Genomic DNA, 26,051 nt, shown 5'->3' with positions numbered 1-26,051 from the left:
TCTGCTCACGGGTCGACACGACTTCCGGGCGGCCTCGCCCGCCCGGCACTTCCCCAATCGCACGCCGCAGGACCATCCTGGGAGCATGCCCCTGTCTGCGACCGAGCTGCACCAGCGCGGTGTCGCTGCGGCCAACGCGCGGCGGTTCGGCCAGGCTCGTCGCGCCCTCACCGCGGCATCCGCCCGCACGGACGATGAGGACCTCCGCGCCCGCATCGACGGCACCGTCGCGTATGTGCTCGCACAGACGGGGAGACCCGCCGACGCGGAGCGGCTCTCGACCGCTGCCCTCGCCCGCCCCGGGTTGAGCGAAGAGACGGTAGCGGTGCTGAGTGGCCAGCTCGGCACACTGCTCCTGTACTCCGGTCGCCTCGATGAGGCCGAAGCCATGCTGACTCGGGCGATCCGCGTCGTCGCCGCAGAATCCGGCGAGCACGCGAACCTGCTCATGAACAGGGCGGTGGTGCGGATGCAGCGCCACGAACTCGCTCCGTGCGTCGCCGATCTCGAACACGCGGCGGCGATCTTCGAGGCGGCGGGCGAGGAGGAGCCGCTCGCTGAGGCCCGCCACAACCTCGGCTATGCGGCGCTGCTCGGCGGCGACCTGGTCGCGGCGCTCGCGCTGATGACCCGCTCCCGACCGGCGCTCGCGGCAACGAGCGATCTGGCCGCCGCGATCGGCGACCTCGACCGCGCCGAGGTGCTCCGCGACGCGGGTCTCACGACCGAGGCGGAGGCCCTGCTCGCCGAGGTGGCCGTGCAGTTCGGCGCGCAGCGGATGAGGCAGGCTCGCGGCGAGGCCGAGTTCCACCTCGCCCGTTCGCAGCTGCGGCACGATCCCCGCGCGGCGGAGCGGACGGCGCGCACCGCGGTCCGCCGCTTCACGGCGCTCGGCAGCGACGGATGGGCCACCCGCGCCGAGGCCGTGCGCCTCGACGCACGGCTGCGCGCAGGCGGGAGGACGGACCCTGCGGACTTCGCGCGCACGGCATCCGCTCTCCGTCGCCGCGGTTTCCGCACCGAGGCCACGGGGCTCGCGCTCACCGCACGGCTCGGCGGGCGCGGACGGATGCCGCGCCTTCCGCCCGACGCTCCCATACCGCTGCGGATGCATGCGCAGGAGGTCAGGGCGGTGCGCGCGTCTGCAGCGGGGCGGGATCGCGAGGCGCTGCGCGCAGCCTCCGACGGGCTGGAGCTGCTGACGGCGTGGCAGCAGTCGTTCGGAGCGCTCGACCTGCAGGCATCCGTCGCGATGCACGGCGCCGACCTGATGTTCGCGGGGCTCGCCGCCGCAGCGCGCACGGGCGACCCGGCCGTGCTGTTCGAGTGGTCCGAGCGCGCGCGGCACCTGAGCCAGCAGGTGGCGCCCGTCCGTCCGCCGCACGACCCTGAGCTCGCCGGCGACCTCGCCGAACTGCGGATGCTGCGCGCCGATCTCGCCGGAACCGACTGGTCGGGTGACGCCAGGGTGCGCGCACTCCGGGCGCGCGTGCGCGAACGGCAGTGGTCGACGACGGGTGTCGGCGGCACCCGCACGCGCATCGAGCTCGCCGAGGCGCAGGGACGGATCGCCGACGACACCGCGATCCTCGCCTACGTGTTCACCGGTGCGGAACTGCAGTGCGTCGTGGTGACGGCATCCGACTCCCGCATCGTGCCGCTCGACTGGCCCGGCGTGCGCGGCGCCCTCGACGGCCTCCGTGCCGACCTCGACGTCGCCGCCCTCACGCGCGGCGGACCGATGGCCGCACTGGTGGAGCGCTCGCTCGACGAGCGCCTGCGCGTCCTCGACGACGCGCTGCTCGCCCCCGTGCGCGCGGCGGTGCAGGCACGGCGCTTCGCGCTGACGATCCCCGGCATCCTCGCCGGCATCCCCTGGGCCATGCTGCCTGGGCTCTCCGGGATCCCCTTCACCCTGGCGACCTCGGTGTCGCGCTGGCTCGCCGACCGCCCGACCGCAGACCGGACGCGAGCGCCGAGGGCCGGGTTCGCCGCCGGGCCGCGCGTCCCCCGCGCGGAGGAGGAGATCAGACGGGCGGCAGCGGCGTGGCCCGCGGCGACCCTGCTCACCGCCGACGACTCCCGCGTCACGAGCGTCACCGACCTCGCGGGGGAGTCCGACGTGCTGCACATCGCCGCGCACGGACGCCACGCGACGGGCAACCCGATGTTCTCGGGACTCGAGCTCGCCGACGGCACCCTGTTCGGCTACGACGTCGACCTCATCCCGCACGTGCCGGCGACGGTGGTGCTGTCGGCGTGCGAGCTGGGTCGCTCCTCGGTGCGCTGGGGAGAGGAGGCGCTCGGCATGACGCGGGTATGGCTGCACGCGGGCACCGGATGCGTGATCGCGGCGCCCGTGATGGTGGCGGATGCCGTGGCCGGCGAGCTCCTGTCGGCCGTGCACGAGGGGCTGGCCTCGGGCGCCGATGCCGCGGACGCTCTCGCCGCGGCATCCCTCTCCACCGGGCTGCGCGCCCCCTTCCAGTGCCACGGGAACGGATTCTGAAGATTTTCTCCAATCGCTGTATCAGAACCGGGGGGACCCGCTCCTGATCTACAGAAGGTGCCATGCGAAGGGCTTCGAGAAGGCGGAGCGCGGGAGGCGCAGTCGAACTGGGGAACCTGTGCACTGGGGAGTGCAGGGATACGACAGGCCACCATCTGCCCGGAGGTGCCGCGGTTGCAACCGCGGCACCTCCTTCATGGGCGCCCGCATGGCCGCCTGACACGGGGTCGTGCTCGCGCTCTGCGTCAGTTCCGCTGACGGGTCACAAAATGCCGCCTCCGGGGATCCGGAGGCCGCACTTCACGACCCCTCAGCGTGAGGACGCCCCGACACCCCTCCTGAGGGGTCACAAAATGCCGTCTCAGCGGGGCTTCGAGCGGCATTTCGTGCCCCCTCAGCGGCGCACCTTGCAACGACCACGCGAGAGCGGCGAGCGTCCGGAGCGCACGAGAGGTCGCGTGGATGACGACGCGTGAGGGGTCGCGAAACGCTGCCTCCAGGGGGTGCGATGCGACAGTTCCTGACCCCTCAAGGGCGCACGGCGCACGCGCGCACACGCGCCGGGGGTCAGGATGCCGTGAGAACCTCGTACCCGGCGGCGCGCAGCGCGGCGACGGCGTCGACGTCGGCGTCTTCGTCGGTCAGCACCACGGGGAACAGCTCCACCCCGCCGACGCTGGCGAAGGCCGTGACGCCGAGCTTGCTGCCGTCGGTCACGACGACCGCGCGGCGCGCACGCTCCGCCATCATCCGGTTCACCGCGGCCTCGCGCTCGTCCTGCGTGGTGGCGCCGGCCGCGGCATCCATCCCGTTCACGCCGATGAACGCGAGGTCGAGCCGGACGCCGCGGAGCAGCTGCTCCACGAAGGGGCCGACGAGCTCGTAGGTGCGCGAGTGGATCACCCCGCCCGTGACGACCACCTTGATGTCGGGGCGGGTCGCGAGCTGAGCCGCGATGTTGACCGCGTTCGTGACGACCGTGATGCCGCCGCCTGCGGCGAGGTCCTCCCGTGCGGCGATGGCCGCGGCGATCGCCGTCGTCGTCGTCCCGCCCGAGAGCCCGACGACCATGCCCGGCATGACGAGAGCGGCGGCCGCCTGGGCGATGCTCTCCTTCTGCTGCGTGCGGAGGTGGCTCTTGTACCGGATCGGCAGCTCGTAGGCCACCGCCTGCGCCACCGCTCCGCCGTGCGTGCGGGTGAGCAGCCGCTGCTCCGCGAGGCTGTCGAGGTCGCGGCGGGTGGTCGCCGGCGATGCGCCGAAGCGCTCGACGAGCTCCTCGACCGTGACCTCGCCGGCGTCGGCGAGCAGGTCGAGGATCGCGTTGAGACGTGCGGCGCGCTTCATGTCACCATCCTGCCCGACCCGGCGCCGCGGTCGTCCTCACGATTCCAGGGCGAACAGGCGGAGCATCCGCGCGGCCTCGTCGGCCAGCGCCTCGCGCGCGGGCTTCAGGTACTTGCGCGAGTCGACGAGCGTCTCGTCGGCGGCGAGCGCCGACCGGACGGCCCTGGTGAAGAAGCCGTTCAGGTGCGTCGAGACGTTGATCTTCGTCATGCCGGCGCGCACGGCGTCGGCGATGACGGCATCCGCCACACCAGAGGAGCCGTGCAGCACCAGGGGCACGGAGAGCGCGGCGTGCAGACGGGCGATGAGGTCGAGGTCGAGGGATGCCGAGCGGTCGAGCATCGCGTGCGAGGAGCCGACCGCCACGGCCAGCGCGTCGACGCCCGTCGCCTCGACGAAGGCCCTGGCCTCGTCGGGGTCGGTGCGGACGCCGGGCGCGTGCGCGCCGTCCTTTCCGCCGACCTCGCCCAGCTCTCCCTCGACGTAGACACCCGCGGCGCGCGCGCGCGCGGCCACCGCCGCGGTGAGGGCGACGTTGTCGTCGTAGGGGAGGGCGCCGCCGTCGAACATGACCGAGCCGAAGCCGAGGGCGATCGCCTCGTCGACGAGCTCCGGACGCTCGGCGTGGTCGAGGTGCACGGCGACCGGGGTCGATGCGCGCCGCGCGCTCGCGAGCGTCGCGAGCGCGATCGGTTCGAGGGCGCCGTGGTAGTCGGCGCAGTTCTGCGAGATCTGCAGGATCACCGGGAGTCCAGCCCGCTCCGACGCGCGCACCAGCCCCTCGGCGGTCTCGAGGTGGATCACGTTGAACGCGCCGATGCCGGTGCCGCGGGTCGCGGCACCCGTCACCAGTTCACGGGCGGAGACGAGGGTCATTCGCGGTCCTTCTGTTCGTACGGGCGCACGCTCAGTCGTGCGTCGAGGTCGGGCCAGGTGTCGGAGATCTCGCCGGCGAGGGGCATCAGCACCGCCGCGGCCGACCAGGATGTCGCGCGCCGGAGGATCCGCTCGGGGTCGCGCTCGCCCTCCGCGTAGAGCACGGCGCATGCCGCGACACCGGCGTCGCCGGCGCCGGTCGGGTTGCCGGCGAGAGGGGCGTCGAGGCGGGCGTGCACGACGTCGGATGCCGTCACGGCGAGCATCCCGTCGGCCCCCAGCGACAGCAGCACGAGCTCCACGCCGCGCGCGATGAGCGACCGGGCGCCCTCGACGGGGTCGGCGATGCCCGTGGCGTCGACGAGCTCCGCGGCGTTGGGCTTGAGGACGGACGCTCCGGCATCCGCCGCCTGCAGCAGCGCGGGACCGGAGGTGTCGACGATCACCGGCACCCCGGCGTCCCGGCCGACGCCGATCAGGAGCGGGAGGAGCGTGCGGGGAGCACCGGGCGGGAGACTGCCCGAGATCACCAGGACGTCGGCGGCGGGCAGCCGTTCGACGACCTCGGCGAGCAGGGCGCCCCATTCCTCGTCGGTCGGGTTGACGCCGCGCTCGTTGACGACCGTGGTGTCGCCGAGGTGCTCGTCGACGATCGCCACGCTCTGCCGCGTGGCTCCGGCGACCTGGACGAGCGCGTGGGGCACTCCGGAGAGCACGAGCTCGTCGGCGAAATCGGCGCCCGCCCTGCCGCCGACCGTGGTCACGGCGACGACGTCGGCGCCCTGCGCGTGCGCGACCCTGGCGACGTTGAGGCCCTTGCCTCCGGCGCGTGCGGCGCCGGCATCCGCCCTGTGCGTCTCGCCGACCGTGAGGCGGTCGACGCGCCAGGTGAGGTCGAGCGCGGGGTTCGGGGTGACCGTGAGGATCATACGAGCTCCCTCGCGCGCAGCGCGGCGCCGATCAGCCCCGCGTTTCCGGAGAGCTCGGCGGGCACGAGCTCGGGCAGACGGTGGAAGCTCAGTCGTGTGGCGAGTCGCGAGCGCAGTTCGTCGAACAGCGCCCCGCCGGCGCGCGACAGCCCTCCGCCGATCACGACGGCCTCGGGCGCGACGACCGCGGTGAGCTGCGCGAGCGACATGGTCAGCGCGTCGAGCGCGGAGTTCCAGATGTCCGCTGCGATCTGGTCGCCGGCGGCCGCGCGGGCGATCACGTCCTTCGCGCCGTCCGGCGTGACGCCGGTGGCTTCGCGGTAACGGCGGGCGATGGCTCCGGCCGAGGCCACGGCCTCCAGGCATCCGCGGGCGCCGCACGCGCAGATCGGACCGTCGGCGATCGGGGAGTGCCCGATCTCTCCGGCGTACCCGCCTGCGGTGTAGGGGACGCCGCCCACGAGGAGGGCGCCCGCGATGCCGGTGCCGATCACGAGGACGACGGAGTTCGCATAGGCGCGGGCGCCGCCCAGGCGGTGCTCCGCCCAGCTCGCGGCGCGCACATCGTGGTCGAAGCCGACGGGGAGACCCAGCTCCGCGGCCGCGAGGTCGCGGATGGGCGCGTCGTGCCACCCCAGGTTGCTGGCGAAGACGCCGAGCCCGGCATCCGCGTCGACGATCCCGGGGACGACCAGCCCGACCGCCTGGGGCACCACGTCGGGGTGGTCGGCCGTGAGCTCGGCGGCGAGCACGCCGAGGCGCTCGATCAGCACGCCGGTGCGGTCACCGTCGGCCACCGGCGTCGGTGTGCGGCGGAGTCCTCGTGCGATGCCGTCGGCGTCGAACAGCGCGGACTTGATGTCGGTGCCGCCCACGTCGAACGCGAGCACCGGCGCCCCCTGTCCGAGCGACCGCACCGAGGCGAGTCGCTCGCCGGAGGCGTCCTTCACGACATCGGGTACGGGTGCGGTGTCGCTCGGATCAGGGGAGGCCATCATGCATCCAGGATGACGGAACGCGAGAGGTTGCGGGGCTGGTCGGGGTCGAGCCCGCGCACGACGGCGCGGTCGAGGGCCACGCGGTGCAGGCGCACGAGGTCGGCCATCGGGTCGATCGGGTTCTGCACGAAACGCGCCCCCGTGGCCTCGACCTGCGCCGCGAGCCCGTCGGGGGCCTCGCCGAACTGCCAGGTGACGCGGCCGGGGGCGGCGATCGCGATCGGGCCGTGGCGGTAGTCCATCGACGGGTACGACTCGGTCCACGACTGCGAGGACTCGCGCATCTTCAGCGCCGCCTCGTGGGCGAGGCCGATCGTCCAGCCGCGTCCGAGGAAGGAGTACTGGTCGGCATCCCGCAGTCCGTCGTCGTCGACGCCGGCGAGCACGCCCCTGGCGTCGTCGATCGCGCTGGTGAGGTCCTCGCCGAGCGAGGCGCGGAACAGCGCGAGCGCGGTCGTGGCGAAGCGGGTCTGCACGACTGACTTCTCGTCGGCGAACGGCAGCAGCACGGCCTCGTCGACGAGCGACACCAGCGGCGAGGTGGGGTCGCCGATCACGCCGACGACGGGGACGCGGCCTTTGATCTTCTCGACGAGCTCGAGCACCTCGGTGGTCGTGCCGGAGCGGGTGAGGGCGACGACCGCGTCGTAGTCGCGGTCGATGAACGCCTCGGATGCCGCGAACGCGTCGGTCTCGCCGAGGCCGGCGTTCTCGCGCAGCGCGGCGTAGGACTGGGCGATGAACCAGGAGGTGCCGCATCCGACGACCGCGATGCGCGCGCCGGCCGCCGGGAGGAGCGCCTGCTCGTCGCGCAGATCGGCCGCTCGCGCCCAGGTGTCGGGCTGCGAGTTGAGCTCTTCGCGCATGTGCGCGCCGGGCAGAAGTTCGGTCATGATTGACCCCTCCAGAGGAAAGTTTGCGTGATTGTGATTGTTTGAAGCTTGATTCGATCATAGTATGTCGTCAAAGAAGATCATTGCAAGGTTCTTCTTGATTTTGTTTGTTCTCCTGACAAATAATCGAACAAGTTCCACCGCCTCTCCGCTGATCCCGTCGACGAAGAGGTCGCCCAGAGCCCATCCGGCTCACATGATCCCCCTTCCCGCAAGATCGGGGATCACACGCACCGTCGCGTGAAAGTGTTCGCGACTGTGCACTACCCGCCTCTCCACTGGAGGGCAGACCACCGCTCTCCTCCGAGGCGGCGGACACACACAGTGAGGAATGCAATACACATGAAGAAGTCACTGCGATTCGGCGCAGCCGCTGTTGCGGCCGTCGCCACGCTCTCGCTCGCTTCGTGCGGGTTCGGCGGCTCCACCGGCGGCGACGGCGGCGATGCCGGCGGCGCGACCACGCTCGACCTCCTCGTCCCCAGCTACTCCGACGCCACCAAGGGCCTCTGGGAGGACGTCATCAAGGGGTTCGAGAAGGAGAACCCCGACATCAAGGTGAAGCTCGAGGTGCAGTCGTGGGACAACCTCGAGAAGGTCGTCTCCACCAAGATCCAGGCGAACGACGCCCCCGACATCTACAACGGCGGCCCCTTCGCCGGCTTCGTCGGCGATGACCTGCTCTACCCGGCCAAGGACGTCGTCTCGGCGGACACGTACTCCGACTTCCAGGACGCCTTCCTGAAGAACGCCGAGGTCGACGGCACCGCCTACGCCCTCCCGCTCATCGCGTCGGCGCGCGCGCTGTTCGTGAACAACGCGCTGCTCACGCAGGCCGGCGTCTCCGAGGCGCCCAAGAACTGGGACGAGCTGCTGGATGCCGCGACCAAGGTCTCCGCCCTCGGCGGCGGCGTCTCCGGCTACGGCATGCCGCTCGGCTCCGAAGAGGCTCAGGCCGAGGCGGCCGTGTGGCTGTGGGGCGGCGGCGGCTCGTTCGGCGACGCGAAGGACATCACGATCGACACCCCCGAGAACCTCGTGGGCGCCGAGCAGATCAAGAAGATGATCGACGCGGGTGCGACGCAGGCCGACCCGGGCTCCACGCAGCGTTCGCCGCTGATGGACATCTTCATCCAGGGCAAGATCGGCATGCAGGTCGGCCTCCCGCCGACGGTCGGCCAGATCGAAGAGGGCAACCCCGACCTCGACTACTCGATCGTCCCGATCCCGACCAAGGACGGCTCGCCGTTCACGCTCGGCGTCATGGACCAGCTGATGGCGTTCCAGAACGACGGTGACAAGAAGGAGGCGATCACCAAGTTCTTCGACTACTACTACTCCGCCGACGTCTACGTGCCGTGGGTGCAGGCCGAGGGCTTCCTCCCCGTCACCAAGTCGGGCGCCGAGAAGCTCAACGGCGACGAGAAGCTGAAGCCGTTCCTCGACGTGCTGCCGGACGCGCAGTTCTACCCGTCGACGAACCCCAAGTGGTCGGCCACCGACGGCGCCTTCAAGTCGCTGTTCGGCCAGCTCCAGTCGCAGTCCGCCGCTGACGTCCTGAAGCAGATCCAGGCCCAGGTCGACGCGGGCTGATCCGCCGGAAAGGGAGAGGTTCGGGTACAACCATGAGCCAGACAACAGAGTCCTCGAACCTCGCGGGGGCGGCTGACAGCCGCCCCCGCACCCCGAAGGCCTCCGGCGCCGCACGCGGCAAGCCGGGCATGAAGGATCTCCTCCAGGCGCTGCCCTGGATCGCACCAGCCCTGGTGCTCATCATCGGCGTCGTGCTCTTCCCCGCCGGCGTGATGTTCTACAACTCGACCCGCGACATCTCGCTCTCGGGTCTCGACAAGGGGTCGGTCGGCCTCGAGAACTTCGCCACGGTGTTCGCCTTCGCGGAGTTCTGGCCGATCTTCTTCCGCACCATCGTGTGGGTGGTGACCGTGGTGCTCTTCACGGTGCTCATCTCGCTCGCCCTCGCGCAGATCCTGAACAAGGCCTTCCCCGGCCGGCAGATCGTGCGGATGGCCGTGATCGTCCCGTGGGCGGCATCCGTCGTCATGACCACGATGGTCTTCTACTACAGCCTCGAGCCGTACTTCGGCATCTTCAACAAGTTCCTGTACGACATCGGGCTGTCCGACGACCAGGTCGGCTTCGGCTGGACCAAGAACCCCACCACGGCGTTCATCTGGTCGATCGTGATCGCGATCTTCGTCTCGCTCCCCTTCACGACCTACACGATCCTCGCCGGGCTCCAGACGGTGCCAGCCGACACCCTCGAGGCCGCGAAGATGGATGGAGCCGGAGCCACCCGCACCTACTGGACCATCGTCGTCCCCCAGCTGCGCAGCGCCCTCGCGGTCGCCATCCTCATCAACATCATCAACGTGTTCAACTCGCTGCCGATCCTGAAGGTCATGACCGGGTCGATCCCCGGCTACGGCGCCGACACGATCATGACGATGATCTTCAAGTACATCGAGCTGCAGAAGAAGGTCGACGTCGCCAGCGCCCTGTCGGTCGTCGCCTTCCTCATCGTGATCGTGATCGTCGCGATCTACGTCAAGGCCGTCAAGCCCATGAAGGAGGTCTGATCATGACCGTGACCGAGACCGCCCTCGTCACCACCCGCGGCACCGGGGCCCGTGCTCCGCAGATCGGCCGCAAGCGCCGCTACACCGAGGACCAGGTGTCGCTGCCCCGCGTCATCCTGCGCATGGCCGCCGGGCTGCTGGTGCTCCTGATCTTCGTGCTCCCGTACCTGATCATGTTCTTCGGATCGGTGAAGACCAAGCCGCAGATCCGCTCCGTGAATCCCACCTACTTCCCCACGGAGTGGCACTGGGAGAACTTCGTCACGATGTGGTCGACGCCCGAGACGCCGCTGCCGTACAACCTGATCTCGACCATCATCATCGCCGTCTTCGCGACGCTCCTGGTGCTCGTCGTCTCACTGCCGGCCGCGTACTACACGGCCCGGTTCAAGTTCCCCGGCCGCATGGTGTTCCTGTTCCTCGTGATCGTGACGCAGATGCTGCAGCCCGCGGTGCTGACCTCGGGTCTGTTCCGTCAGTTCACGACCCTGGGGCTCGGCGACACGTGGGCCGCGATGATCTTCATCAACGCCGCGTTCAACCTGTCGTTCGCGGTGTGGATCATGCACTCCTTCTTCGCCGGCATCCCCAAGGAGGTCGACGAGGCCGCGCAGATCGACGGCGCCGGGCGCTTCACGGTGCTGTTCAAGATCAACCTGCCGCTCGTGTGGCCGGGCATCGTGACCGCGATCGTGTTCACCTTCGTGGCCTGCTGGAACGAGTTCGCCGCATCGCTCGTGATCCTCTCCACCGACAAGAACCAGCCGCTCTCCGTGGCGCTGACCAAGTTCGTCGGCCAGTACGAGACGAGCTGGCAGTACGTGTTCGGCGTCTCGATCGTCGCGATCCTGCCGGTGGTCATCCTGTTCATGCTCATCGAGAAGCGCCTCGTCGGCGGTCTCACGGCGGGCTCCGTGAAGTAGGCCCCCGTCCGTCAGAAGGGCCCCGGATGCTGCGGCATCCGAGGCCCTTCTGCTGCTGTCCGGACGCAGCTCGCGCGGGAGCGGCTCAGTGAGCGGATGCCGCCCGCAGCTGGTCGGGACTCCAGCGCACGCCGAGCGCCGCCGTGAGCGCGAACTGCGCCACACCCGTGGAGATGACGGCTCCCGCGTCGGCGTACCTCACCGGAACGCGCGCGGTGCCCGTCGCCGCGTAGTCGAGGTCGGCGCGCACGAGCTCCAGGAAGGGCTCGCCGAGCGCCCGCACGGGGCCGCCGATCACGACCTCCGCCGCGTCGAGCACCGCGGCGATGAGCTTGATCGTGCGGGCGAGCGCCCTGGCGCCCTCCGCGAACACGTGCTCGTCGACGCCCGCGGCGAGCGCGGTGATCACGCCGTCGTCCATGGCGTCGGTGAAGTCGTCGCCGAGCATCGCGGTCATCGACGACGCCGACTCCAGGCATCCGTAACGCCCGCACCGGCACTGCCGCGCCTCGTCGCCGAACTCGACCTGCACGTGCCCGATCTCGCCCGCACGGTCGCGGGGACCGGGGGCGAGCTCCCCGTCGAGGGTCACGGCCGCGCCGATGCCCACGCCGATGTGGATGAAGAGGCGGTAGCCCGATGCCTCATCCTCCATGGCGGCCTCGGCGATGGCCTCGGCATCCACGTCGTTCACGAGCAGGACGGGCACGTCGAGCAGCGACTCCAGCCGCTCGGCGAGGGGCACATCGCTCCAGCCGAGCTGCACGCTCTCGAGCACCGAACGGCCGTCGGTCGTTCCGGGCAGCTGGGCGCCCGCGATGAGCAGTCGGTCGCCGTGATCGGCCGCGATCTGCGCGACCGCGTCGCGGATCAGATCGTCGCGGCTCTCCGCCGTGTACTCGATCCGGCGCGTGTCCACCTCGGAGCCGTCCAGCGCCACGAGGGCGAGGCGGGCATCCGTCGGGCGGATCACCATGACGAGGATGAGATGGTGCGCGGCATCCACGCTCAGGGTGGTGGCCCTCTTGCCGCCGGTGCTCGCGGCCTGCGCCCCCTCGACAACGAGGCGGCTCTCGATGAGCTCGGCGACCAGGGAGGATGCCGTGGCGGCCGTCAGCCCCGTCGCGCGGGCGATGCCGGCCCTGGTCTGCGCCCCTGACCCGCGGAACACGAGCTGCAGCGCACGGCGGAGGTTCGCCCGGCGCACGGACGCCTGCGTGTCGAGAGCATCATCGCTGTTCAGCATGGGCGGATTCCGTTGTCGAAAATGGTTGACAGGGATCGGGTCACTGCGTACCCTCGATCATAGTTTATTCAATAAACTAAGTTGACTGCCCCGGGCGGATGAGTGCTGCACACACCGTCGTCCGCCCGGGGAATCATCTCAGCGGCCTTCGGCGGCTTCGGTGTGATGACGGATGACCTCCGCCACGACGAAGTTGAACCACTTCTCCGCGAACTCCGGGTCCAGATGGGCCTGCTCCGCGAGAGCGCGCAGTCGAGCGACCTGCTGTTCCTCGCGCCCTGGGTCGGATGCCGGCATCGCATGATCCGCCTTGAGGTGCCCGACCTGCTGCGTCGCGCGGAAGCGCTCAGCGAGCATGAAGATGAGCGCCGCATCGATGTTGTCGATGGTCGCGCGCAGTCGGAGAAGTTCGGACTTCGGGTCCACGGCGTCGGTCATGGTCTTACTCTACGGTCCCGCACCCGCCCGCTATCGTGAGCACATGAGCGAAGAAGAATCGGCGCCGTCCGAGAGCGCCACGGGCGCAGCATCCGTCCCCGTCGAGGAGACGGCGGCACCCGCCGCGCAGGCCCCTGCCCCGCTCACCCCGCGGCCGGTGGTGATCGAGCCGATGACGCCGAGCCGCTCGTTCTGGACCCGCATCGACCGCCCGTTCGTCTTCGGCTTCCTGGTGACGCTCGGCGGTCTCGGGGCGATCGTGCTCGGCCTCGCGGTGACGAGCCTGTCGACCGTGCTCATCTACATCGCCCTCGCCCTCTTCGCCGCTCTGGGCCTCGACCCGGCGGTGCGGTTCCTGGAACGCAGAGGACTCTCCCGCTCGATCGCGGTGCTCGTCGTCATCCTCGGCCTGATCGTCATCGTGGCGCTCATCCTGTGGATGGTGCTCCCCATCGTCATCGAGCAGGTCGCGAGCTTCGTGCGCTCGGTGCCCTCGATGATCCAGGACTTCACGCGCAGCGACATCTACGCCACGCTCGAGAAGCAGTTCGGCGACCAGTTCGAAGACCTCGTCGCCGACATCCAGAAGTTCCTCACCAACCCGGGCAACATCGCCACGATCGGCGGCGGCGCGCTCAAGATCGGCGCCGGCATCGCGACGGGCATCTCCGGGGCGATCGTCGTGCTCGTGCTCACGCTGTACTTCGTCGCCACGCTCCCCGGCATCAAGACCTCTCTGCTGCGCCTCGCCCCCGCCCGTGACCGCGCCAGGGCTGCCGACATCACCGAGCAGATCACCGACTCGGTCGGCGGCTACGTCATGGGGATGGTCGTGCTCGCGTTCTTCAACGCGCTGCTCGCGTTCCTGCTGTACCTGTTCCTGGGGCTGCCGTTCCCGCCGCTGATGGCGACGGTCGCGTTCTGCATCACCCTGATCCCGCTCGTCGGCTCGGTGATGTTCTGGATCATCGGCACCGGCCTCGCACTGTTCACGAACCCGCTCGCCGCGCTGGTCTTCGGCATCGTGTACCTCGTGTACATGCAGGTCGAGGCGTACGTCATCACCCCGCGCGTGATGAACAGGGCGATCTCGATCCCCGGCTCGCTCGTGGTCATCGGCGCTCTCGCCGGCGGCACGCTGCTCGGACTCCTCGGCGCACTCGTGGCGGTGCCGGTCGCGGCATCCATCCTCATCATCATCAACCAGGTCCTGGTGCCCCGGCAGGACGCCCGGGTGTAGTCGCGTCCCCGCTCTCGCATCGCGCGAAGGGGCGCATCCCGGATCGATTCGGGACACTCTGCGCTCTTCGAGGGGGTCAGAGATCCTGGTCGAGGATGCCGACGAATCGGCTTCCGACGCCCTCGAAGTAGCCGCGATGCAGCCCGGCGGCCGGTTTCGGGAGTTCGTCGGATGAGTGCTGGCGGCAGATCACGGAGGTGAACTCGGGCCACCACTTCTTCGGTCTCGCTGCCTCGGAATAGCCGCACACATCGCAGGTCAACGTGACCCAGACGGGGCGCGCGCCCTTCTTGCGGTTCGATCGGGACTGGACGAGCCATGCGGGCGGATCCTGCTCGAGCGCCGCGAGCTCGGACTCGCTCGCGCCGTCGCCGAAACCGTGACGGTCGGCCATCTCCAGGGAGATGTCGAGCCGCTGGGCGAGCTCGCGCTTCGAGATCATGCCGACGTTTCCGTTGCCATACGCTCCATCCTCTCAGGCCGCTCCCTTCGGCCACACCGCACGTACACGGAAGGGGCCTTCGGACTGTCATCCGAAGGCCCCTTCCGCACTCGATCAGACCAGGCCCTGCTCCTTCAGCCAGGCCTTCGCGATGTCGGCCGACGACTTCTGGTCGACCGTGCTCTGCACGTTGAGGGCGACGAGCTCGTCGGCGGTGAGCTTGGCGCTGATCGCGTTGAGCACCTTCGAGACCTTGTCGGAGACATCGCTCGACACGATCGGCACGACGTTGGAGGCGATGATCATGTTCTTCGGATCCTCGAGCGCCACGATGTCCTCGGTCTGGAACGCCGGGTCGGCCGTGTAGATGTCGGCGACCTGGATCTGACCTTCGAGCAGGGACTGGAGGGTGGTCTTGCCGGTGCCCAGGAACTCCAGGTCGACGCCGTAGACCTCCTTGGCCTTGGCCGGTCCGTACGGACGTTCCTCGAACTCCGGAGCGGCCCCCACCTTGACCGGGGTCGTGACATTGGAGAGATCGGCGATCGTCTTGAGGTCATGCTCCGCTGCGAAGCTCTTCAGGACCGTGTAGGTGTCCTGATCGGAGGCCTCCGCGTAGTCGAGGGCCGTGAGTCCCTTCGGCAGGGCCTCCTTCAGCGCTGCGTACACGTCGTCGGGGCTGGTGACATCGGTGCCGCCCGACAGGTATTCGAGCAGGCTCCCGGTGTACTCGGGGAAGACGTTGATCTCCCCCGACTCGACCTCGGGCATGTACGCCTCGCGCTGGCCGATGGTGAACTTCTTCTCGACCGTGAAGCCGGCGTCTTCGAGAGCCTGGGCGTAGATCTCGGCGATGATCTCGTTCGAGTAGTAGTCCTGCGAACCGACCACGATCGTGTCGCCACCGGAGCTGGAGCCCGAATCGGACGGGGAGTCGAGCGGGTTGCTCGAGCTGCAGGCTGAGAGGGCGAGTGCCGCGGCGGCGACCAGACCGACGGCGAAGGCTGTGCGCGTACCTCGTGCTGTGAACATGACTTCCTCTTCTCTGGGACTTCTGGGGTGTCGAGTGCTGTGGAACGGATTCAGGCGGTGGCGGATGCAGCGACCGGCGCGGCGGCACGGCGGCGTGTGGGACGTCCGGTGCGCAGGCCGCGCGGCACAGCGGCGTGCTGGGCGGACGCGAGGAGCAGATCGACCAGGAGTGCCAGGACCGCGACGATGATCGCCCCGCCGAGCACCTGGTCGAAGCGGCGCAGCGGGATGCCCTGGATGATCGGCCAGCCGAGGCCGCCGAGGTTGACGTACGCCGCGATGGTGACGGTGGCGATGACCTGAAGCAACGCCGAGCGGATGCCGCCGACCAGGAGGGGCAGGCCGAGCGGAACCTCGACCTTGAAGAAGATCTGCCACTCCGTCATGCCCATCGCCCGTGCCGCGTCGATCACACGACGGTCGATCGCCTCGAGCCCGGTGTACGCCCCGGCGAGCAGCGAGGGGATCGCCAGCAGCACGAAGGTGATGATGGCGGCCTCGGGCACGTGAAGCACGCCCAACAGCAGGACGAGCAGCACCATGAGCCCGAAGGCGGGGATGGCGCGGGCCGCCCCCGAGACGGCGACCGCGATCTCGCGGCCCTTGCCCGTGTGGCCGATGAGCCAGCCGAGCGGGAGGGCGATCGCGGCGGCGATCAGCACGGAGATGAGAGTGAGGGCGAGGTGCTGGCCGAGCAGCACGGGCAGCGCGTAGCGTCCCTGCCACTGCTCGGGGGCGAACATCCAGGCGATGGCCTCGGCGAAGAGGTTCATGCGGCGGCCCTCGTGGTGACGGCACGCGCGGCTGTCGCCTTCGCGGTGGCGGAGTTCGCTCGCGTCCATGGCATGAGCGCTCTGCCGATGAGCAGCAGGATCAGGTCGATCACCAGGGCGATCACCACGACCGCGATGACGCCGGCGAACACCTCGGCGATGATGCGCCGTTCGAGACCGTTCGTGAAGAGATAGCCCAGGTTCGTCACGCCGATCAGGATGCCGACGGTCGCGAGCGAGATCGTGCTCACTGCCGTCACCCGCAACCCGGCGAGAATCACTGGCCCCGCCAGCGGGAACTCCACTGCCCAGAAACGGCGGAACGGGGCGAAACCGGTGGCGGTCGCGGCCTGGCGCACGTCATCGTCGACCGAATCCAAGCCGTCGGCGACCGCGCGGACGAGAATCGCGACGGCGTAGATCGTGAGCGCGATGACGAGGTTGACCGGGCTGATCGCGGAGTACCCGAGCGCGGCCGGCATCAGGATGAGAAGCGCGAGAGAGGGGATCGTGTAGAGCAGGCCCGTGAGCACGATGATCGGCCCGCGCACCAGCCGATACCGCCACGCCACCCATCCCAGCGGGAGCGACAGCACGAAGCCGAGCACGATCGGCACGATGCTCTGCTGAAGGTGCGTCACGGTCAGCGCGAGGATCAGGCCGAGGTTGTCGACGATCCAGTTCACGGGGCCCCCGCCCCCTCGGCGGGCTCGGGCACGGGGAGGCCCGCGGCATCCGATCCGACGATCGCGCCCTGCGTTCGGCCCTCGGAGTCGACGACGACCGTGCCGCGCGGAGTCTGCTTGAGGTGCAGCGCACGATGCCCGCGGTCGGCGCCGATGAAGGCGGAGACGAAATCGTCTGCGGGGTTCTCGATGATCTCGCTCGGGCTGCCCACCTGCACGATGCGCGCGCCCTTGTCGAGGATGACGACCTGATCGCCGAGCAGGAACGCCTCGTCGATGTCGTGCGTGACGAAGACGACCGTCTTGTCGAGCTCGCGCTGCAGCCGGATCGTCTCCTGCTGGAGGTCGGCGCGGACGATCGGGTCGACGGCGCCGAAGGGCTCGTCCATCAGGAGGATGTTCGGGTCGGCCGCGAGCCCGCGGGCGACGCCGACGCGCTGCTGCTGGCCGCCGGAGAGCTGGCTCGGGTACCGGTCGGCGAGAGCGCGGTCGAGCCCGACCGTGTCGAGCAGCTCCCTGGCGCGCTCGTGTGCCGCCTTGCGGGCGACGCCGTTGAGCCGCAGCACCGTCGCCACGTTGTCGATCACGCTGAAGTGCGGCATGAGGCCCGAGTTCTGCATCACGTAGCCGATGCTCCGCCGCAGGGCCACGGGGTCGCCGCCGAGCACGCTGACGCCGTCGATCTCGACCTCGCCAGACGTGGGCTCGACCATGCGGTTGATCATGCGCAGCAGCGTCGTCTTGCCGCATCCGGACGATCCGACGAACACCGTGGTCTTGCGCGACGGCAGCACGAGGCTGAAGTCGTTCACGGCGAGAGTGCCGTCGGGGAATCTCTTGGTGACGTTGCGGAACTCGATCACGACGTTCTCCAGTCGGGGGTGCGCGCGACGTGCGCGATCAGGGTGCGACCTCGACGCCCGGCGCGAAGGCGACGTAGCCGGAGAAGTCCTTGCCGACACGGTCGAAGGCGGTCGGATACGGATGCGGGTAGGACCATGCGAGGTCGGCGTGCAGCTCGCCGCCGGCCTGCACCGAGTAGTACTGACACACGCCCTTCCACGGACAGGTGTACGGGGTGGGGCTCTCCACGAGCGCCCCCTCGACGACGGATGCCGGCGGAAAGTACCAGTTGCCCTCGATGCGGATGAGATCGCTCTCGTCGGCCTCGGCGATGACGGTTCCTGCGAGTACAGCCTTCATGGTCCTGCCTCCTCGGATGTGGTTTCGAGCGTATAAGAGGTCACGGACATCAGGGCCGGGATCGCCCGGAGTCCGTCAATGTGCGACACATTCCCGCACCTGTTCGGAGCCGCCGCTCGTTCGGATTGCCTGCGCGGAACCCCGGATGCCGGTCACATCCGCGCGGTGTCCGCCGACGAAACGCACCGCCGGCCGACATCCCGCAGCCGATGCGCTCACCGCACTCACGCCGACTCCCCGTTCACGCCGACTCCCTGCCGTAGCCCTCCAGCAGCCGCAGCCAGACCTCGCTGATCGTCGGGTACGCCGGCACCGCGTGCCACAGCCGCGCGATCGGCACCTCTCCGACCACCGCGAGCGTGGCGGTCTGCACGAGCTCCGCCACCTCGGGACCGACGAACGTCGCGCCGACCACGACATCCCGCTCCGTGTCGATCACGAGCCGGGCCTGCCCCGCGAAGCCGTCTTCGTACAGGCCGGCCCCGGCGACCCAGCCGAGGTCGTAGTCCACGACGCGGACAGGGAGACCGGCATCCTGCGCCGCCTTCTCCGTCAGTCCGACCGAGGCGACCTCGGGGATCGAGAACGTCACCTGCGGCGCGGCCGCGTGGTCCGCCGTGGCGACATGGCGGCCCCAGGGCGCGTCGTCGACCTCGCCGCTGAGCGCGCGCGCCGCGATCACGTCTCCGGCGGCGCGCGCCTGGTACTTGCCCTGGTGGGTGAGCAGCACGCGCCCGTTCACGTCGCCGACCGCGTACAGCCAGTCGACCCCCGGCACGCGCAGGGTGTCGTCGACAGCGATCCACTTCCCCGGTTCGAGGCCGACCGTCTCCAGTCCGATGTCGTCGCTGCGCGGGGACCGCCCCGTCGCGACCAGGACCTCGGATGCCGTCACGGTCGAGCCGTCGGACAGCTCGATCCGCACCCCCTCCTCGTCACGCCGCACCGACGACGTGCCCGTCGACAGGCGCACGTCGACGCCGAGCTCCTTCAGGCCGGCGGCGACCCGCTCTCCGGCGAAGGGCTCCATCCCGCCCAGCAGCCCGCCGCGGGCGATGAGGGTGACCGTCGAGCCGAGGGCGGCGTAGGCGGTCGCCATCTCGACCGCGACGACCCCGCCGCCGATGACCGCGAGCGACTCCGGCAGCTCCTTCGCGCTGGTGGCCTCGCGGCTCGTCCACGGCGCCGACTCGGCGAGTCCGTCGATGGGAGGGACGACGGCATCCGATCCGGTGCTGATCGCGACGGCGTGCCGGGCGTGGAGCACGCGCTCGGTTCCATCGGCATCCGTCACCGTCACCTCGCGCTCACCCGTCAGGCGGCCGTGACCGCGCGCCAGGTCGATGTGCGCCGACTCGAGCCAGCGCACCTGGCCGTCGTCTGACCAGTTGCTGGTGAAGGAGTCGCGGCGGGCGAAGACGGCGGCGACGTCGAGCTCGCCGGTGACGGCCTCGGCGGCGCCTCCGACGTGCCGGGCGGCCCGCAGCGCCTGCGCCGAGCGCAGCAGCGCCTTCGAGGGCATGCACGCCCAGTAGGAGCACTCGCCTCCGACGAGCTCGCTCTCCACGATGATCGCGGTGAGACCGCCCTGCACGGCACGGTCGGCGACGTTCTCGCCGACCGGACCTCCGCCCAGGACGATCAGGTCGTACTCGTCGGTCTTCTCAGCAGTCATGCGTCGCACCTCTCCGTCGCCCAGTCTTGCTCAAGAGCAACGCGGAGTCACGGGGGTCTTGTTCCGCCCGCACGCCAGAACTCCGGAGATCCGTCAGGTTCGGTGGCCCGTACGTGCGCCCCGCCCCTGAACCGCGGTGGTTCTCCGGAGTTCTGGCGGATGCCGCCGCGAACAGCGCCCCGGCGCGCTCAGCCCGCCGGCGCCTCCCGCGGCGCGAGCCGGGGAGCCAGCACCGCCGCGGCCAGGCCGATCACCGCGGCGAGCGCGAACACCGCGGTGAACGGGTCGGCGACCGCCGCCGCTCCGGCGAACAGCACCCCCGTGAGCGCGAGCGCGAGGGCGCTGCCGAACGAGTCGGAGACGGTCATGGCCGCGCTGTTGAACCCCTGGTCCTCGGTCGAGGACATCCCCAGGGTCAGCGCGCTGCTCCGCGGACTCATGAGACCCATGCCGGCGCCCGACACGATCCAGGCGACGACGATCACGATCGCCTCCGCCCTGAGCGCCGTGGCGACGAGCGACACCCCCACCCCGGCGAAGACCAGGGCGGTTCCGATCCGCACCGCCACGACGCTGTCCAGGCGTGCGCCCATGCGTCCCTGGACCGTCGCCGCGATCGACCACGCGAGGGCGCCGCCGGTCAGGGAGAGGCCGGCGATCGTCGGCGAGAGACCGTAGCGATCCATGAGCAGGTAGGGGATGTAGATCTGCGCGCCGAAGTACGCCGCCGCGGTGAGTCCTCGCACCAGGATCACCGACGGGAGTCCTCGTCGGGCCCGCAGCGCCCCTGCCGGCAGCAGCGGGCGGACGGCGATCAGCGCCACGACGACGGCCGCCGCGGCGAGCGCCGGTCCCGCGCCGGGAACGTCTCCGAGCAGGTTGAGGCCGAGCACGGCGAGAGCGGCCAGCAGCGACCATCCGAGCCGGCCGAACGCCCAGGGCGTCGCCGCGTCGCCGCTCCGGGCGAGACCGCGGAGCGCCGGCACGACCATGAGGAGAGCGACGAGCACCAGGACCACGACGCCGAGGAACACCCAGTGCCAGCTCCACAGCTCGGTGACCGCACCCGCGACGGACGGCCCGATCAGCGAGGGGATGACCCAGGCGGCGGCGAAGCCGGCGAAGATCGCGGGATGCAGGTCACGGGGGTAGACCTTCGCGACGACGACGTACAGCGCCACCATGAGTCCTCCGCTGCCGAGGCCCTGCGCGAAGCGGCCGACCACCAGGACCGCCATGCTGGGGGCGAGCCCGGCGACGAGGAGTCCGGCGACGAAGACCGCCACCGAGGTGTACAGGGGCTCGACCGGTCCTCGGCGATCCGCCCAGTTGCCCGCGACGACCATTCCGATCACGCCCGTGGCGAGGGGGCCGGCGAAAGCGAGGGCGTAGAGCCGTTCGCCGTCGAGCTCGGCACTGACGGTGGGCATCACCGTCGTGACGGCCAGGGACTCGAACGCCCCGAGGAAGACGAGCGCGCACGCGCCGATGGTGATCCAGAGGTACGCGCCGCTCATGATGCCGGGGGCGGCGGCCTTGGCGGTCGACACCCCTCCCGTGTCGAAGGTCATGGGATCGACGCTAGAACCTCAACAATGGTTGAGGTCAAGCGCGGGATGCTCTGCTCGTCGGCGCGCCCGCACAACCGATACATTGGAGTTTTTGCCGATGAGGAGTTCCCCGATGGATTGCGTACTGGCGGAGACGGGCACCGAGCCCAGTCTCCTTCTTCTGATCGTGGGTGTCGTGGCCGCTGTCACCGGAGCCGTCCTGCTTCTCCGAAGGAGGGGCCCGCGTCTCGTTCGGAGCACCTTCGCCCTCGGCGCGATCCTACTGGGAGCAGCGGCTTTCACGGGGCTCGCCGCCGAGCCCGCGTCCGCAGCAGCGGACTGCCCTCCCGCACAGTCGCAGGCGCAGACGCCGGCACCGGCGGAGACGCCGTCACCCTCGCCGTCGCCGTCCGAGACGCCGATCACACCCCTCGTGATCGACGGCGAGGTCACCGCCGCGGTCGTCCAGACGTTCGACCAGGCCAGCGGAGTGTCGACGCTCGACTACACGGGATCCTTCGGACCGAGCGCCGCATCCACCGCCGCCATACCCGCGGGGTCGACCGTGGAGTTCACGATCGTCAACCATGAGATCAACGGTGACCTGGGTACGGGCAGCGGGGCGATCGACCCTCGCCTCACCTGCACCCCTTCGTCTCTCCCCACGTCGCTGAACGCGGGAGGTGTCTTCGAGGAGACCGTCGTCGTGTCCTGCCAGACCACCGCGGCCCTGAACCCCGGGGACGCCCCCGCGGGCATCTCCCTGAGGGTGAGCCCCAGCCACAGCGGGTCGATCACGTCCGCCGTGGTGGCCCTGCCCGGCGACGCCGACGCCACGAACAACACGCGCAGCCAGACGGTCGTCGGCCCCTGATCCGCCCGTCCCGGTGAGCGCAGAGCGCGGGCCCGAGGCGATCGCCTCGGCCCCGCGCTGACCTGCCGAGGACGCTGCCGGAGCACGCTCCACCGCCACGCGCGTCACCCCTGACGACGCGGTGCTCACTCCGCTCACGGCATCAGCGCACAGGTCGACACCCTTCGACGAGACGGCGCTCACCGCGCGTGCCCTTAGCGCACGGGAAGGAAGTGTGTCGGCGTGGGTGCCGGAGCCCGGTGGCGGATGCCGAGGGGCGCGCCCGTGCGCTCGTCGAGGTCGATCAGGCTGATCGTGTCGGAGCGCTGACCGGCGACGAGCAGCTTGCCCTGGTGCACGAGGTGGTGCCTCGGCCAGTCGACTCCGGAGTCGGCGAGCGCGATCGGCTCGAGTGCCTCACCGGCGCCGCGCACGCGCAGCGCCGCGATCGTGTTGCTGCCGCGCAGCGCCGTGTAGAGGAACTGCCCGTCGCGCGTGCGGGCGAGCTCCGCGGGGAAGTCGACGCCGATCTCGGCGATCGGGCTCGACAGCACGGACGACACGACCGCCCAGGTGCCGTCAGGGCCCGCCGCGAGCGTGAAGACCTCGCAGGAGTACTCGGTGACCACGTGCAGATGCCCGCTGGGGTGCACGACCATGTGCCGCGGCCCCGTGCCATTCGGCAGCACGACCTCGTGGTCGAGCGCGAGGCCGCCGGCGGTCTGCCGCCAGATGCGCACGAGGTCGAAGCCGAGATCGGTGGTCGCGATGCGGCCGTCGAGCAGGAAGGCGGCGGCATGCGCGTGCGACTCACGGCCCTCGTCGCCGTAGGGGTCGGATGCCGCGGCCGCGGTTCCGGCCGGGGCTCCGGCTTCCGCCGCGGGTTCGCCCAGGAGCGCCGCGCGCAACTCTGCGGCCTTGTTCGCGGCATCCGGGATCAGTCGTCCGGCGGCGTCGAGGCCGATGCGCACGACCCTGCCGTCTCCGTAGCAGCTGGCGATGAGCGAGGAGCCGTTCGGGGCGACGGCGACGTGGCACACGTACTGTCCGGCCTCGACGGGCTCGCCGAGCGGGGTGAGCGCGGACTCCCCGCTGCGGGCGAACGCCTGCACGGCGGCATCCCCCTCCAGCGCCGCGTAGACGATGTCGAGCGTGGGGTGCTGCGCCAGCCACGACGGCGACGGGGTCGACGTGACGGCGCCGCGGTAGCTCAGCGACGTCTCGGCGCCCTCATCCCCCGCGAGCAGGCCGATGCCGTCTGCGATGCCCTCCATCGCGGGGCCGTATCCGCCGAGCCAGAACCGCGTCATCCGTGTCTCCCTCTGTCACCGTCGATCCGGAAACCGCTTGCCGGATCGGGGACCAGCGTACGCCGGTCCCCGATCGCGCGCGCTCAGTCGAGCAGATCGCGACGGACGATGACCTGATCGCGCTCGGGGCCGACGCCGATCACCGAGATGCGCGTGTTGCTCATCGCCTCGAGTGCGAGCACGTAGTCCTGCGCGTTCTGCGGCAGATCCTCGAAGGTGCGCGCGACCGAGATGTCCTCGCTCCAGCCCGGGAAGTACTCGAGGATCGGGGTGGCGTGGTGGAAGTCGGTCTGGTTGACCGGAACCTCGTCGAACCGCACGCCGTCGACGTCGTAGGCGACGCACACGGGGATCTGCTCGAGCCCGGTGAGGATGTCGAGCTTGGTCAGCACGAGGTCGGTGATGCCGTTGATGCGGGTCGCGTAGCGCGTGATGGGGGCGTCGTACCAGCCGACGCGACGCGGACGGCCCGTGGTGGTGCCGAACTCGAAGCCCTGCTTGCGCAGCCACTCGCCCTGCTCGTCGAACAGCTCGGTCGGGAAGGGACCGGAGCCGACGCGCGTCGTGTACGCCTTGACGATGCCGACGATGCGGTCGAGGGCTCCGGGGCCGACACCGGATCCGGTGGACGCTCCGCCCGCCGTCGCCGACGAGGAGGTCACGAACGGGTAGGTGCCGTGGTCGATGTCGAGCATCGTCGCCTGGCCGCCCTCGAACACGACGACCTCGCCGCGCTCAAGGGCCTGCGCGATGAGGTAGCCGGTGTCGGCGACCATCGGGCGCAGGCGCTCGGCGTAGGACAGCAGGTCCTCCACGATCTCGTCGGCGGTGATCGCACGGCGGTTGAAGATCTTCACCAGCAGGTGGTTCTTCTGGTCGAGGGCGCCCTCGACCTTCTGACGCAGGATGTTCTCGTCGAAGATGTCCTGCACGCGGATGCCGACGCGGTTGATCTTGTCGGCGTAGGCCGGGCCGATGCCGCGGCCGGTGGTGCCGATCATGCGCTTGCCGAGGAAGCGCTCGGTGACCTTGTCGAGCGTGCGGTGGTACTGCGTGATGATGTGCGCGTTCGCGCTGACACGCAGGCGCGACACGTCGATGCCGCGGGCCGCGAGGGCCTCCAGCTCGAAGAACAGCACCTCGAGGTCGATCACGACGCCGTTGCCGATCACGGGGTTCACCCCGGGCGACAGGATGCCGGACGGCAGCAGGTGCAGGGCGTACTTCTCGTCGCCGACGACCACGGTGTGCCCGGCGTTGTTGCCGCCGTTGAACTTGACGACCCAGTCGGTGCGCTCGCCGAGCAGGTCTGTGGCCTTGCCCTTGCCCTCATCGCCCCACTGGACGCCGACGATAACGATTCCTGGCATGGGAGACCCCCTTGCTTTCGCCGGGTTTGCACCGGCTGATGAGCTGGCCCTCTTCGGGCGACTCCATCCTATCGAAGGCTGGTTTCGGTCTTTCCGGGAGAGGCAGCCGTGCACGCTGGCGCGAATCCGTCGAGGGTTGGCGCTCCGGCCGGTCGACGGATGTCGGCGACCCGGAGCAGGATCGAAGGATGCCGGACACCGCCCAGAACCCCTCCACACGTCCGCCGCGCACGCCCGCACAGGGACCGCTCGTGCTCGTCGCGGCCCTGGTGACGGTGGTGCTGTGGGCCTCGGCGTTCATCGGCATCCGCGGGGCCGGTCCGCACTTCGACCCCGGAGCGCTCGCGCTGCTGCGCATGGCGGTCGGCGCCGTCGCCCTCGGGCTCATCGCGCTGCGCCGCGGCATCCGCCCTCCGTCTCGGCGGCAGATCCCTCTCGTGGTGCTGTGGGGCGTCGGGTGGTTCTGCGTCTACAACCTCGCGCTCAACGCCGCCGAGCGCACGCTCGATGCGGGCACGGCCGCGATGGTCGTGAACCTCGCCCCGCTCATGGTGGTCGTGTTCAGCGGGCTGTTCCTGCGCGAGGGCTTTCCGCGGCCCCTCGTCATCGGCGCGCCGATCGCCTTCCTCGGCGTGGTCCTGATCGGCATGAACACGTCGTCCGGCGACGGCTTCGACCTCACCGGCCTGCTGCTCGCCCTGCTCGCCGCCGTCATGTACGCAGGGTGCACGCTGCTGCAGAAGCACCTGCTCAGCGCCGGAGCCGACGCGACCACGCTGACGTGGTTCGGCGCCGTCGCGGGCACCGTGGCGCTCCTCCCCTGGACGGGCAGCCTCATCGGCGCCCTGCAGACCGCGCCGCTCGACGCGACGCTGTGGGTCGTCTACCTCGGCATCTTCCCCACCGCGATCGCCTTCACGACCTGGGCCTACGTGCTGCAGCGGAGCACGGCGGGCCAGACGTCCGCCACCACCTACGTCGTCCCGGCGATCGCGATCCTGATGTCGTGGATGATCCTCGGCGAGGTGCCGACCCCGCTGATGTTCCTCGGCGGGGCGCTCTGCCTGCTCGGCGTGCTCGTCACGCGGATGACGTGGGGGCGGCGGCCGACGACATCACCCTGAGGGGTCGCCGAACACCGCTGCGGGGCGGTAACGCCCC

At 70.2% G+C, this 26,051-nt stretch carries 24 protein-coding genes; 7 read left to right on the top strand and 17 right to left on the bottom strand.

Translation table 11 applies throughout. From position 1 onward, the window contains the following. The first annotated feature begins 85 nt into the window (after nt 1-85). Nucleotides 86-2,509: a CHAT domain-containing protein gene (locus tag ACFY5A_RS06125; RefSeq protein ID WP_387232402.1), complete on the top strand. Its 2,424-nt coding sequence runs from the start codon at nt 86-88 to the stop codon at nt 2,507-2,509. A 567-nt stretch (nt 2,510-3,076) separates the two neighbouring features. On the opposite strand, the gene ACFY5A_RS06120 is transcribed toward ACFY5A_RS06125, so the two are convergent. Genes ACFY5A_RS06120 through ACFY5A_RS06100 form a run of 5 tightly spaced genes read right to left on the bottom strand, consistent with a single transcriptional unit; the run spans nt 3,077 to nt 7,552 of the window. Continuing rightward, nucleotides 3,077-3,856, bottom strand: coding sequence for a DeoR/GlpR family DNA-binding transcription regulator (locus ACFY5A_RS06120; RefSeq protein ID WP_341940681.1), 780 nt, complete (start codon nt 3,854-3,856; stop codon nt 3,077-3,079). A 36-nt stretch (nt 3,857-3,892) separates the two neighbouring features. After that, entirely contained in the window at nt 3,893-4,732 is an 840-nt protein-coding gene (locus tag ACFY5A_RS06115; protein WP_387232400.1) for a class II fructose-bisphosphate aldolase, read from the bottom strand. After that, on the bottom strand, nt 4,729-5,661 hold the full coding sequence (locus ACFY5A_RS06110) for a 1-phosphofructokinase family hexose kinase (protein WP_105675779.1): 933 nt from the start codon (nt 5,659-5,661) through the stop codon (nt 4,729-4,731). The genes ACFY5A_RS06115 and ACFY5A_RS06110 overlap by 4 nt, the downstream gene beginning before the upstream one ends. Beyond that, on the bottom strand, nt 5,658-6,659 hold the full coding sequence (locus ACFY5A_RS06105) for an ROK family protein (RefSeq protein ID WP_387232397.1): 1,002 nt from the start codon (nt 6,657-6,659) through the stop codon (nt 5,658-5,660). The genes ACFY5A_RS06110 and ACFY5A_RS06105 overlap by 4 nt, the downstream gene beginning before the upstream one ends. Beyond that, nucleotides 6,656-7,552: an SIS domain-containing protein gene (locus ACFY5A_RS06100; RefSeq protein ID WP_341940685.1), complete on the bottom strand. Its 897-nt coding sequence runs from the start codon at nt 7,550-7,552 to the stop codon at nt 6,656-6,658. The genes ACFY5A_RS06105 and ACFY5A_RS06100 overlap by 4 nt, the downstream gene beginning before the upstream one ends. A 342-nt stretch (nt 7,553-7,894) precedes the next feature. On the opposite strand from ACFY5A_RS06100, the gene ACFY5A_RS06095 reads away from it, so the two are divergent. Genes ACFY5A_RS06095 through ACFY5A_RS06085 form a run of 3 tightly spaced genes read left to right on the top strand, consistent with a single transcriptional unit; the run spans nt 7,895 to nt 11,072 of the window. Next, on the top strand, nt 7,895-9,145 hold the full coding sequence (locus ACFY5A_RS06095) for an extracellular solute-binding protein (RefSeq protein ID WP_105675784.1): 1,251 nt from the start codon (nt 7,895-7,897) through the stop codon (nt 9,143-9,145). Nucleotides 9,146-9,177: 32 nt separating this feature from the next. Then, nucleotides 9,178-10,149 (top strand): carbohydrate ABC transporter permease, encoded by a 972-nt coding sequence (locus ACFY5A_RS06090; protein WP_105675786.1) that lies wholly within the window; start codon nt 9,178-9,180, stop codon nt 10,147-10,149. Nucleotides 10,150-10,151: 2 nt separating this feature from the next. Continuing rightward, on the top strand, nt 10,152-11,072 hold the full coding sequence (locus ACFY5A_RS06085; RefSeq protein ID WP_181155931.1) for a carbohydrate ABC transporter permease: 921 nt from the start codon (nt 10,152-10,154) through the stop codon (nt 11,070-11,072). Nucleotides 11,073-11,157: 85 nt separating this feature from the next. Here the strand turns inward: ACFY5A_RS06085 and ACFY5A_RS06080 are convergent, their stop codons facing one another. Both ACFY5A_RS06080 and ACFY5A_RS06075 read right to left on the bottom strand, forming a co-directional pair. After that, nucleotides 11,158-12,318: an ROK family protein gene (locus ACFY5A_RS06080; RefSeq protein ID WP_223587392.1), complete on the bottom strand. Its 1,161-nt coding sequence runs from the start codon at nt 12,316-12,318 to the stop codon at nt 11,158-11,160. A 138-nt stretch (nt 12,319-12,456) separates the two neighbouring features. Next, nucleotides 12,457-12,756: a chorismate mutase gene (locus tag ACFY5A_RS06075; protein ID WP_105675790.1), complete on the bottom strand. Its 300-nt coding sequence runs from the start codon at nt 12,754-12,756 to the stop codon at nt 12,457-12,459. A 43-nt stretch (nt 12,757-12,799) separates the two neighbouring features. Between ACFY5A_RS06075 and ACFY5A_RS06070 the strand changes: the two genes are divergently transcribed. Then, nucleotides 12,800-13,996 (top strand): AI-2E family transporter, encoded by a 1,197-nt coding sequence (locus ACFY5A_RS06070; RefSeq protein WP_105675792.1) that lies wholly within the window; start codon nt 12,800-12,802, stop codon nt 13,994-13,996. 76 nt (nt 13,997-14,072) lie between these two features. Here ACFY5A_RS06070 and ACFY5A_RS06065 read toward each other — a convergent pair whose 3' ends face one another. The 8 genes from ACFY5A_RS06065 to ACFY5A_RS06030 form a co-directional block, all read right to left on the bottom strand. Next, nucleotides 14,073-14,438 carry a hypothetical protein gene (locus ACFY5A_RS06065; protein ID WP_387232393.1) on the bottom strand — a complete coding sequence of 122 codons (366 nt, stop codon included), beginning with the start codon at nt 14,436-14,438 and terminating at the stop codon, nt 14,073-14,075. A gap of 114 nt (nt 14,439-14,552) precedes the next feature. Next, nucleotides 14,553-15,470 carry an ABC transporter substrate-binding protein gene (locus tag ACFY5A_RS06060; protein WP_387232391.1) on the bottom strand — a complete coding sequence of 306 codons (918 nt, stop codon included), beginning with the start codon at nt 15,468-15,470 and terminating at the stop codon, nt 14,553-14,555. A gap of 50 nt (nt 15,471-15,520) precedes the next feature. Further along, on the bottom strand, nt 15,521-16,243 hold the full coding sequence (locus ACFY5A_RS06055; RefSeq protein WP_341940689.1) for an ABC transporter permease: 723 nt from the start codon (nt 16,241-16,243) through the stop codon (nt 15,521-15,523). Beyond that, nucleotides 16,240-16,929 (bottom strand): ABC transporter permease subunit, encoded by a 690-nt coding sequence (locus ACFY5A_RS06050; protein WP_341940690.1) that lies wholly within the window; start codon nt 16,927-16,929, stop codon nt 16,240-16,242. The genes ACFY5A_RS06055 and ACFY5A_RS06050 overlap by 4 nt, the downstream gene beginning before the upstream one ends. Then, nucleotides 16,926-17,792: an ATP-binding cassette domain-containing protein gene (locus tag ACFY5A_RS06045; RefSeq protein ID WP_341940691.1), complete on the bottom strand. Its 867-nt coding sequence runs from the start codon at nt 17,790-17,792 to the stop codon at nt 16,926-16,928. The genes ACFY5A_RS06050 and ACFY5A_RS06045 overlap by 4 nt, the downstream gene beginning before the upstream one ends. Nucleotides 17,793-17,829: 37 nt before the next feature. Then, nucleotides 17,830-18,132: a DUF427 domain-containing protein gene (locus tag ACFY5A_RS06040; protein WP_105675802.1), complete on the bottom strand. Its 303-nt coding sequence runs from the start codon at nt 18,130-18,132 to the stop codon at nt 17,830-17,832. Nucleotides 18,133-18,373: 241 nt separating this feature from the next. Then, on the bottom strand, nt 18,374-19,807 hold the full coding sequence (locus ACFY5A_RS06035; RefSeq protein WP_387232388.1) for a dihydrolipoyl dehydrogenase family protein: 1,434 nt from the start codon (nt 19,805-19,807) through the stop codon (nt 18,374-18,376). 188 nt (nt 19,808-19,995) lie between these two features. Next, on the bottom strand, nt 19,996-21,378 hold the full coding sequence (locus tag ACFY5A_RS06030; protein ID WP_387232386.1) for an MFS transporter: 1,383 nt from the start codon (nt 21,376-21,378) through the stop codon (nt 19,996-19,998). Nucleotides 21,379-21,490: 112 nt separating this feature from the next. On the opposite strand from ACFY5A_RS06030, the gene ACFY5A_RS06025 reads away from it, so the two are divergent. After that, nucleotides 21,491-22,231, top strand: a complete 741-nt coding sequence (locus ACFY5A_RS06025; RefSeq protein WP_387232384.1) for an LPXTG cell wall anchor domain-containing protein — start codon at nt 21,491-21,493, stop codon at nt 22,229-22,231. A gap of 194 nt (nt 22,232-22,425) precedes the next feature. Here the strand turns inward: ACFY5A_RS06025 and ACFY5A_RS06020 are convergent, their stop codons facing one another. Continuing rightward, nucleotides 22,426-23,520, bottom strand: coding sequence for a lactonase family protein (locus tag ACFY5A_RS06020; RefSeq protein ID WP_387232382.1), 1,095 nt, complete (start codon nt 23,518-23,520; stop codon nt 22,426-22,428). Nucleotides 23,521-23,603: 83 nt separating this feature from the next. After that, the gene (locus ACFY5A_RS06015; protein WP_387232380.1) at nt 23,604-24,890 is read right to left on the bottom strand and encodes an adenylosuccinate synthase; all 1,287 of its coding nucleotides are present in this window, start codon (nt 24,888-24,890) and stop codon (nt 23,604-23,606) included. 188 nt (nt 24,891-25,078) lie between these two features. Between ACFY5A_RS06015 and ACFY5A_RS06010 the strand changes: the two genes are divergently transcribed. Beyond that, on the top strand, nt 25,079-26,014 hold the full coding sequence (locus ACFY5A_RS06010) for a DMT family transporter (RefSeq protein WP_387232378.1): 936 nt from the start codon (nt 25,079-25,081) through the stop codon (nt 26,012-26,014). The last annotated feature ends 37 nt before the right edge of the window (nt 26,015-26,051 follow it).

Origin of the sequence: Microbacterium sp. NPDC012755, from assembly GCF_042901325.1 — a bacterium.
Taxonomy (GTDB): Bacteria; Actinomycetota; Actinomycetes; order Actinomycetales; family Microbacteriaceae; genus Microbacterium; species Microbacterium natoriense.
This window is presented reverse-complemented; position numbering and strand designations above follow the sequence as displayed.

Excerpts from the sequence above, each read along its gene's own strand:
- ACFY5A_RS06020 (WP_387232382.1), bottom strand. The coding sequence starts at position 23,520 with ATGACGCGGTTCTGGCTCGGCGGATACGGCCCCGCGATGGAGGGCATC.
- ACFY5A_RS06095 (WP_105675784.1), top strand. The coding sequence starts at position 7,895 with ATGAAGAAGTCACTGCGATTCGGCGCAGCCGCTGTTGCGGCCGTCGCC.
- ACFY5A_RS06030 (WP_387232386.1), bottom strand. The coding sequence starts at position 21,378 with ATGACCTTCGACACGGGAGGGGTGTCGACCGCCAAGGCCGCCGCCCCC.
- ACFY5A_RS06075 (WP_105675790.1), bottom strand. The coding sequence starts at position 12,756 with ATGACCGACGCCGTGGACCCGAAGTCCGAACTTCTCCGACTGCGCGCG.
- ACFY5A_RS06105 (WP_387232397.1), bottom strand. The coding sequence starts at position 6,659 with ATGATGGCCTCCCCTGATCCGAGCGACACCGCACCCGTACCCGATGTC.
- ACFY5A_RS06010 (WP_387232378.1), top strand. The coding sequence starts at position 25,079 with ATGCCGGACACCGCCCAGAACCCCTCCACACGTCCGCCGCGCACGCCC.
- ACFY5A_RS06090 (WP_105675786.1), top strand. The coding sequence starts at position 9,178 with ATGAGCCAGACAACAGAGTCCTCGAACCTCGCGGGGGCGGCTGACAGC.
- ACFY5A_RS06110 (WP_105675779.1), bottom strand. The coding sequence starts at position 5,661 with ATGATCCTCACGGTCACCCCGAACCCCGCGCTCGACCTCACCTGGCGC.
- ACFY5A_RS06060 (WP_387232391.1), bottom strand. The coding sequence starts at position 15,470 with ATGTTCACAGCACGAGGTACGCGCACAGCCTTCGCCGTCGGTCTGGTC.
- ACFY5A_RS06040 (WP_105675802.1), bottom strand. The coding sequence starts at position 18,132 with ATGAAGGCTGTACTCGCAGGAACCGTCATCGCCGAGGCCGACGAGAGC.
- ACFY5A_RS06055 (WP_341940689.1), bottom strand. The coding sequence starts at position 16,243 with ATGAACCTCTTCGCCGAGGCCATCGCCTGGATGTTCGCCCCCGAGCAG.
- ACFY5A_RS06125 (WP_387232402.1), top strand. The coding sequence starts at position 86 with ATGCCCCTGTCTGCGACCGAGCTGCACCAGCGCGGTGTCGCTGCGGCC.
- ACFY5A_RS06065 (WP_387232393.1), bottom strand. The coding sequence starts at position 14,438 with ATGATCTCGAAGCGCGAGCTCGCCCAGCGGCTCGACATCTCCCTGGAG.
- ACFY5A_RS06080 (WP_223587392.1), bottom strand. The coding sequence starts at position 12,318 with ATGCTGAACAGCGATGATGCTCTCGACACGCAGGCGTCCGTGCGCCGG.
- ACFY5A_RS06025 (WP_387232384.1), top strand. The coding sequence starts at position 21,491 with ATGGATTGCGTACTGGCGGAGACGGGCACCGAGCCCAGTCTCCTTCTT.
- ACFY5A_RS06115 (WP_387232400.1), bottom strand. The coding sequence starts at position 4,732 with ATGACCCTCGTCTCCGCCCGTGAACTGGTGACGGGTGCCGCGACCCGC.
- ACFY5A_RS06100 (WP_341940685.1), bottom strand. The coding sequence starts at position 7,552 with ATGACCGAACTTCTGCCCGGCGCGCACATGCGCGAAGAGCTCAACTCG.
- ACFY5A_RS06070 (WP_105675792.1), top strand. The coding sequence starts at position 12,800 with ATGAGCGAAGAAGAATCGGCGCCGTCCGAGAGCGCCACGGGCGCAGCA.
- ACFY5A_RS06015 (WP_387232380.1), bottom strand. The coding sequence starts at position 24,890 with ATGCCAGGAATCGTTATCGTCGGCGTCCAGTGGGGCGATGAGGGCAAG.
- ACFY5A_RS06120 (WP_341940681.1), bottom strand. The coding sequence starts at position 3,856 with ATGAAGCGCGCCGCACGTCTCAACGCGATCCTCGACCTGCTCGCCGAC.
- ACFY5A_RS06035 (WP_387232388.1), bottom strand. The coding sequence starts at position 19,807 with ATGACTGCTGAGAAGACCGACGAGTACGACCTGATCGTCCTGGGCGGA.
- ACFY5A_RS06085 (WP_181155931.1), top strand. The coding sequence starts at position 10,152 with ATGACCGTGACCGAGACCGCCCTCGTCACCACCCGCGGCACCGGGGCC.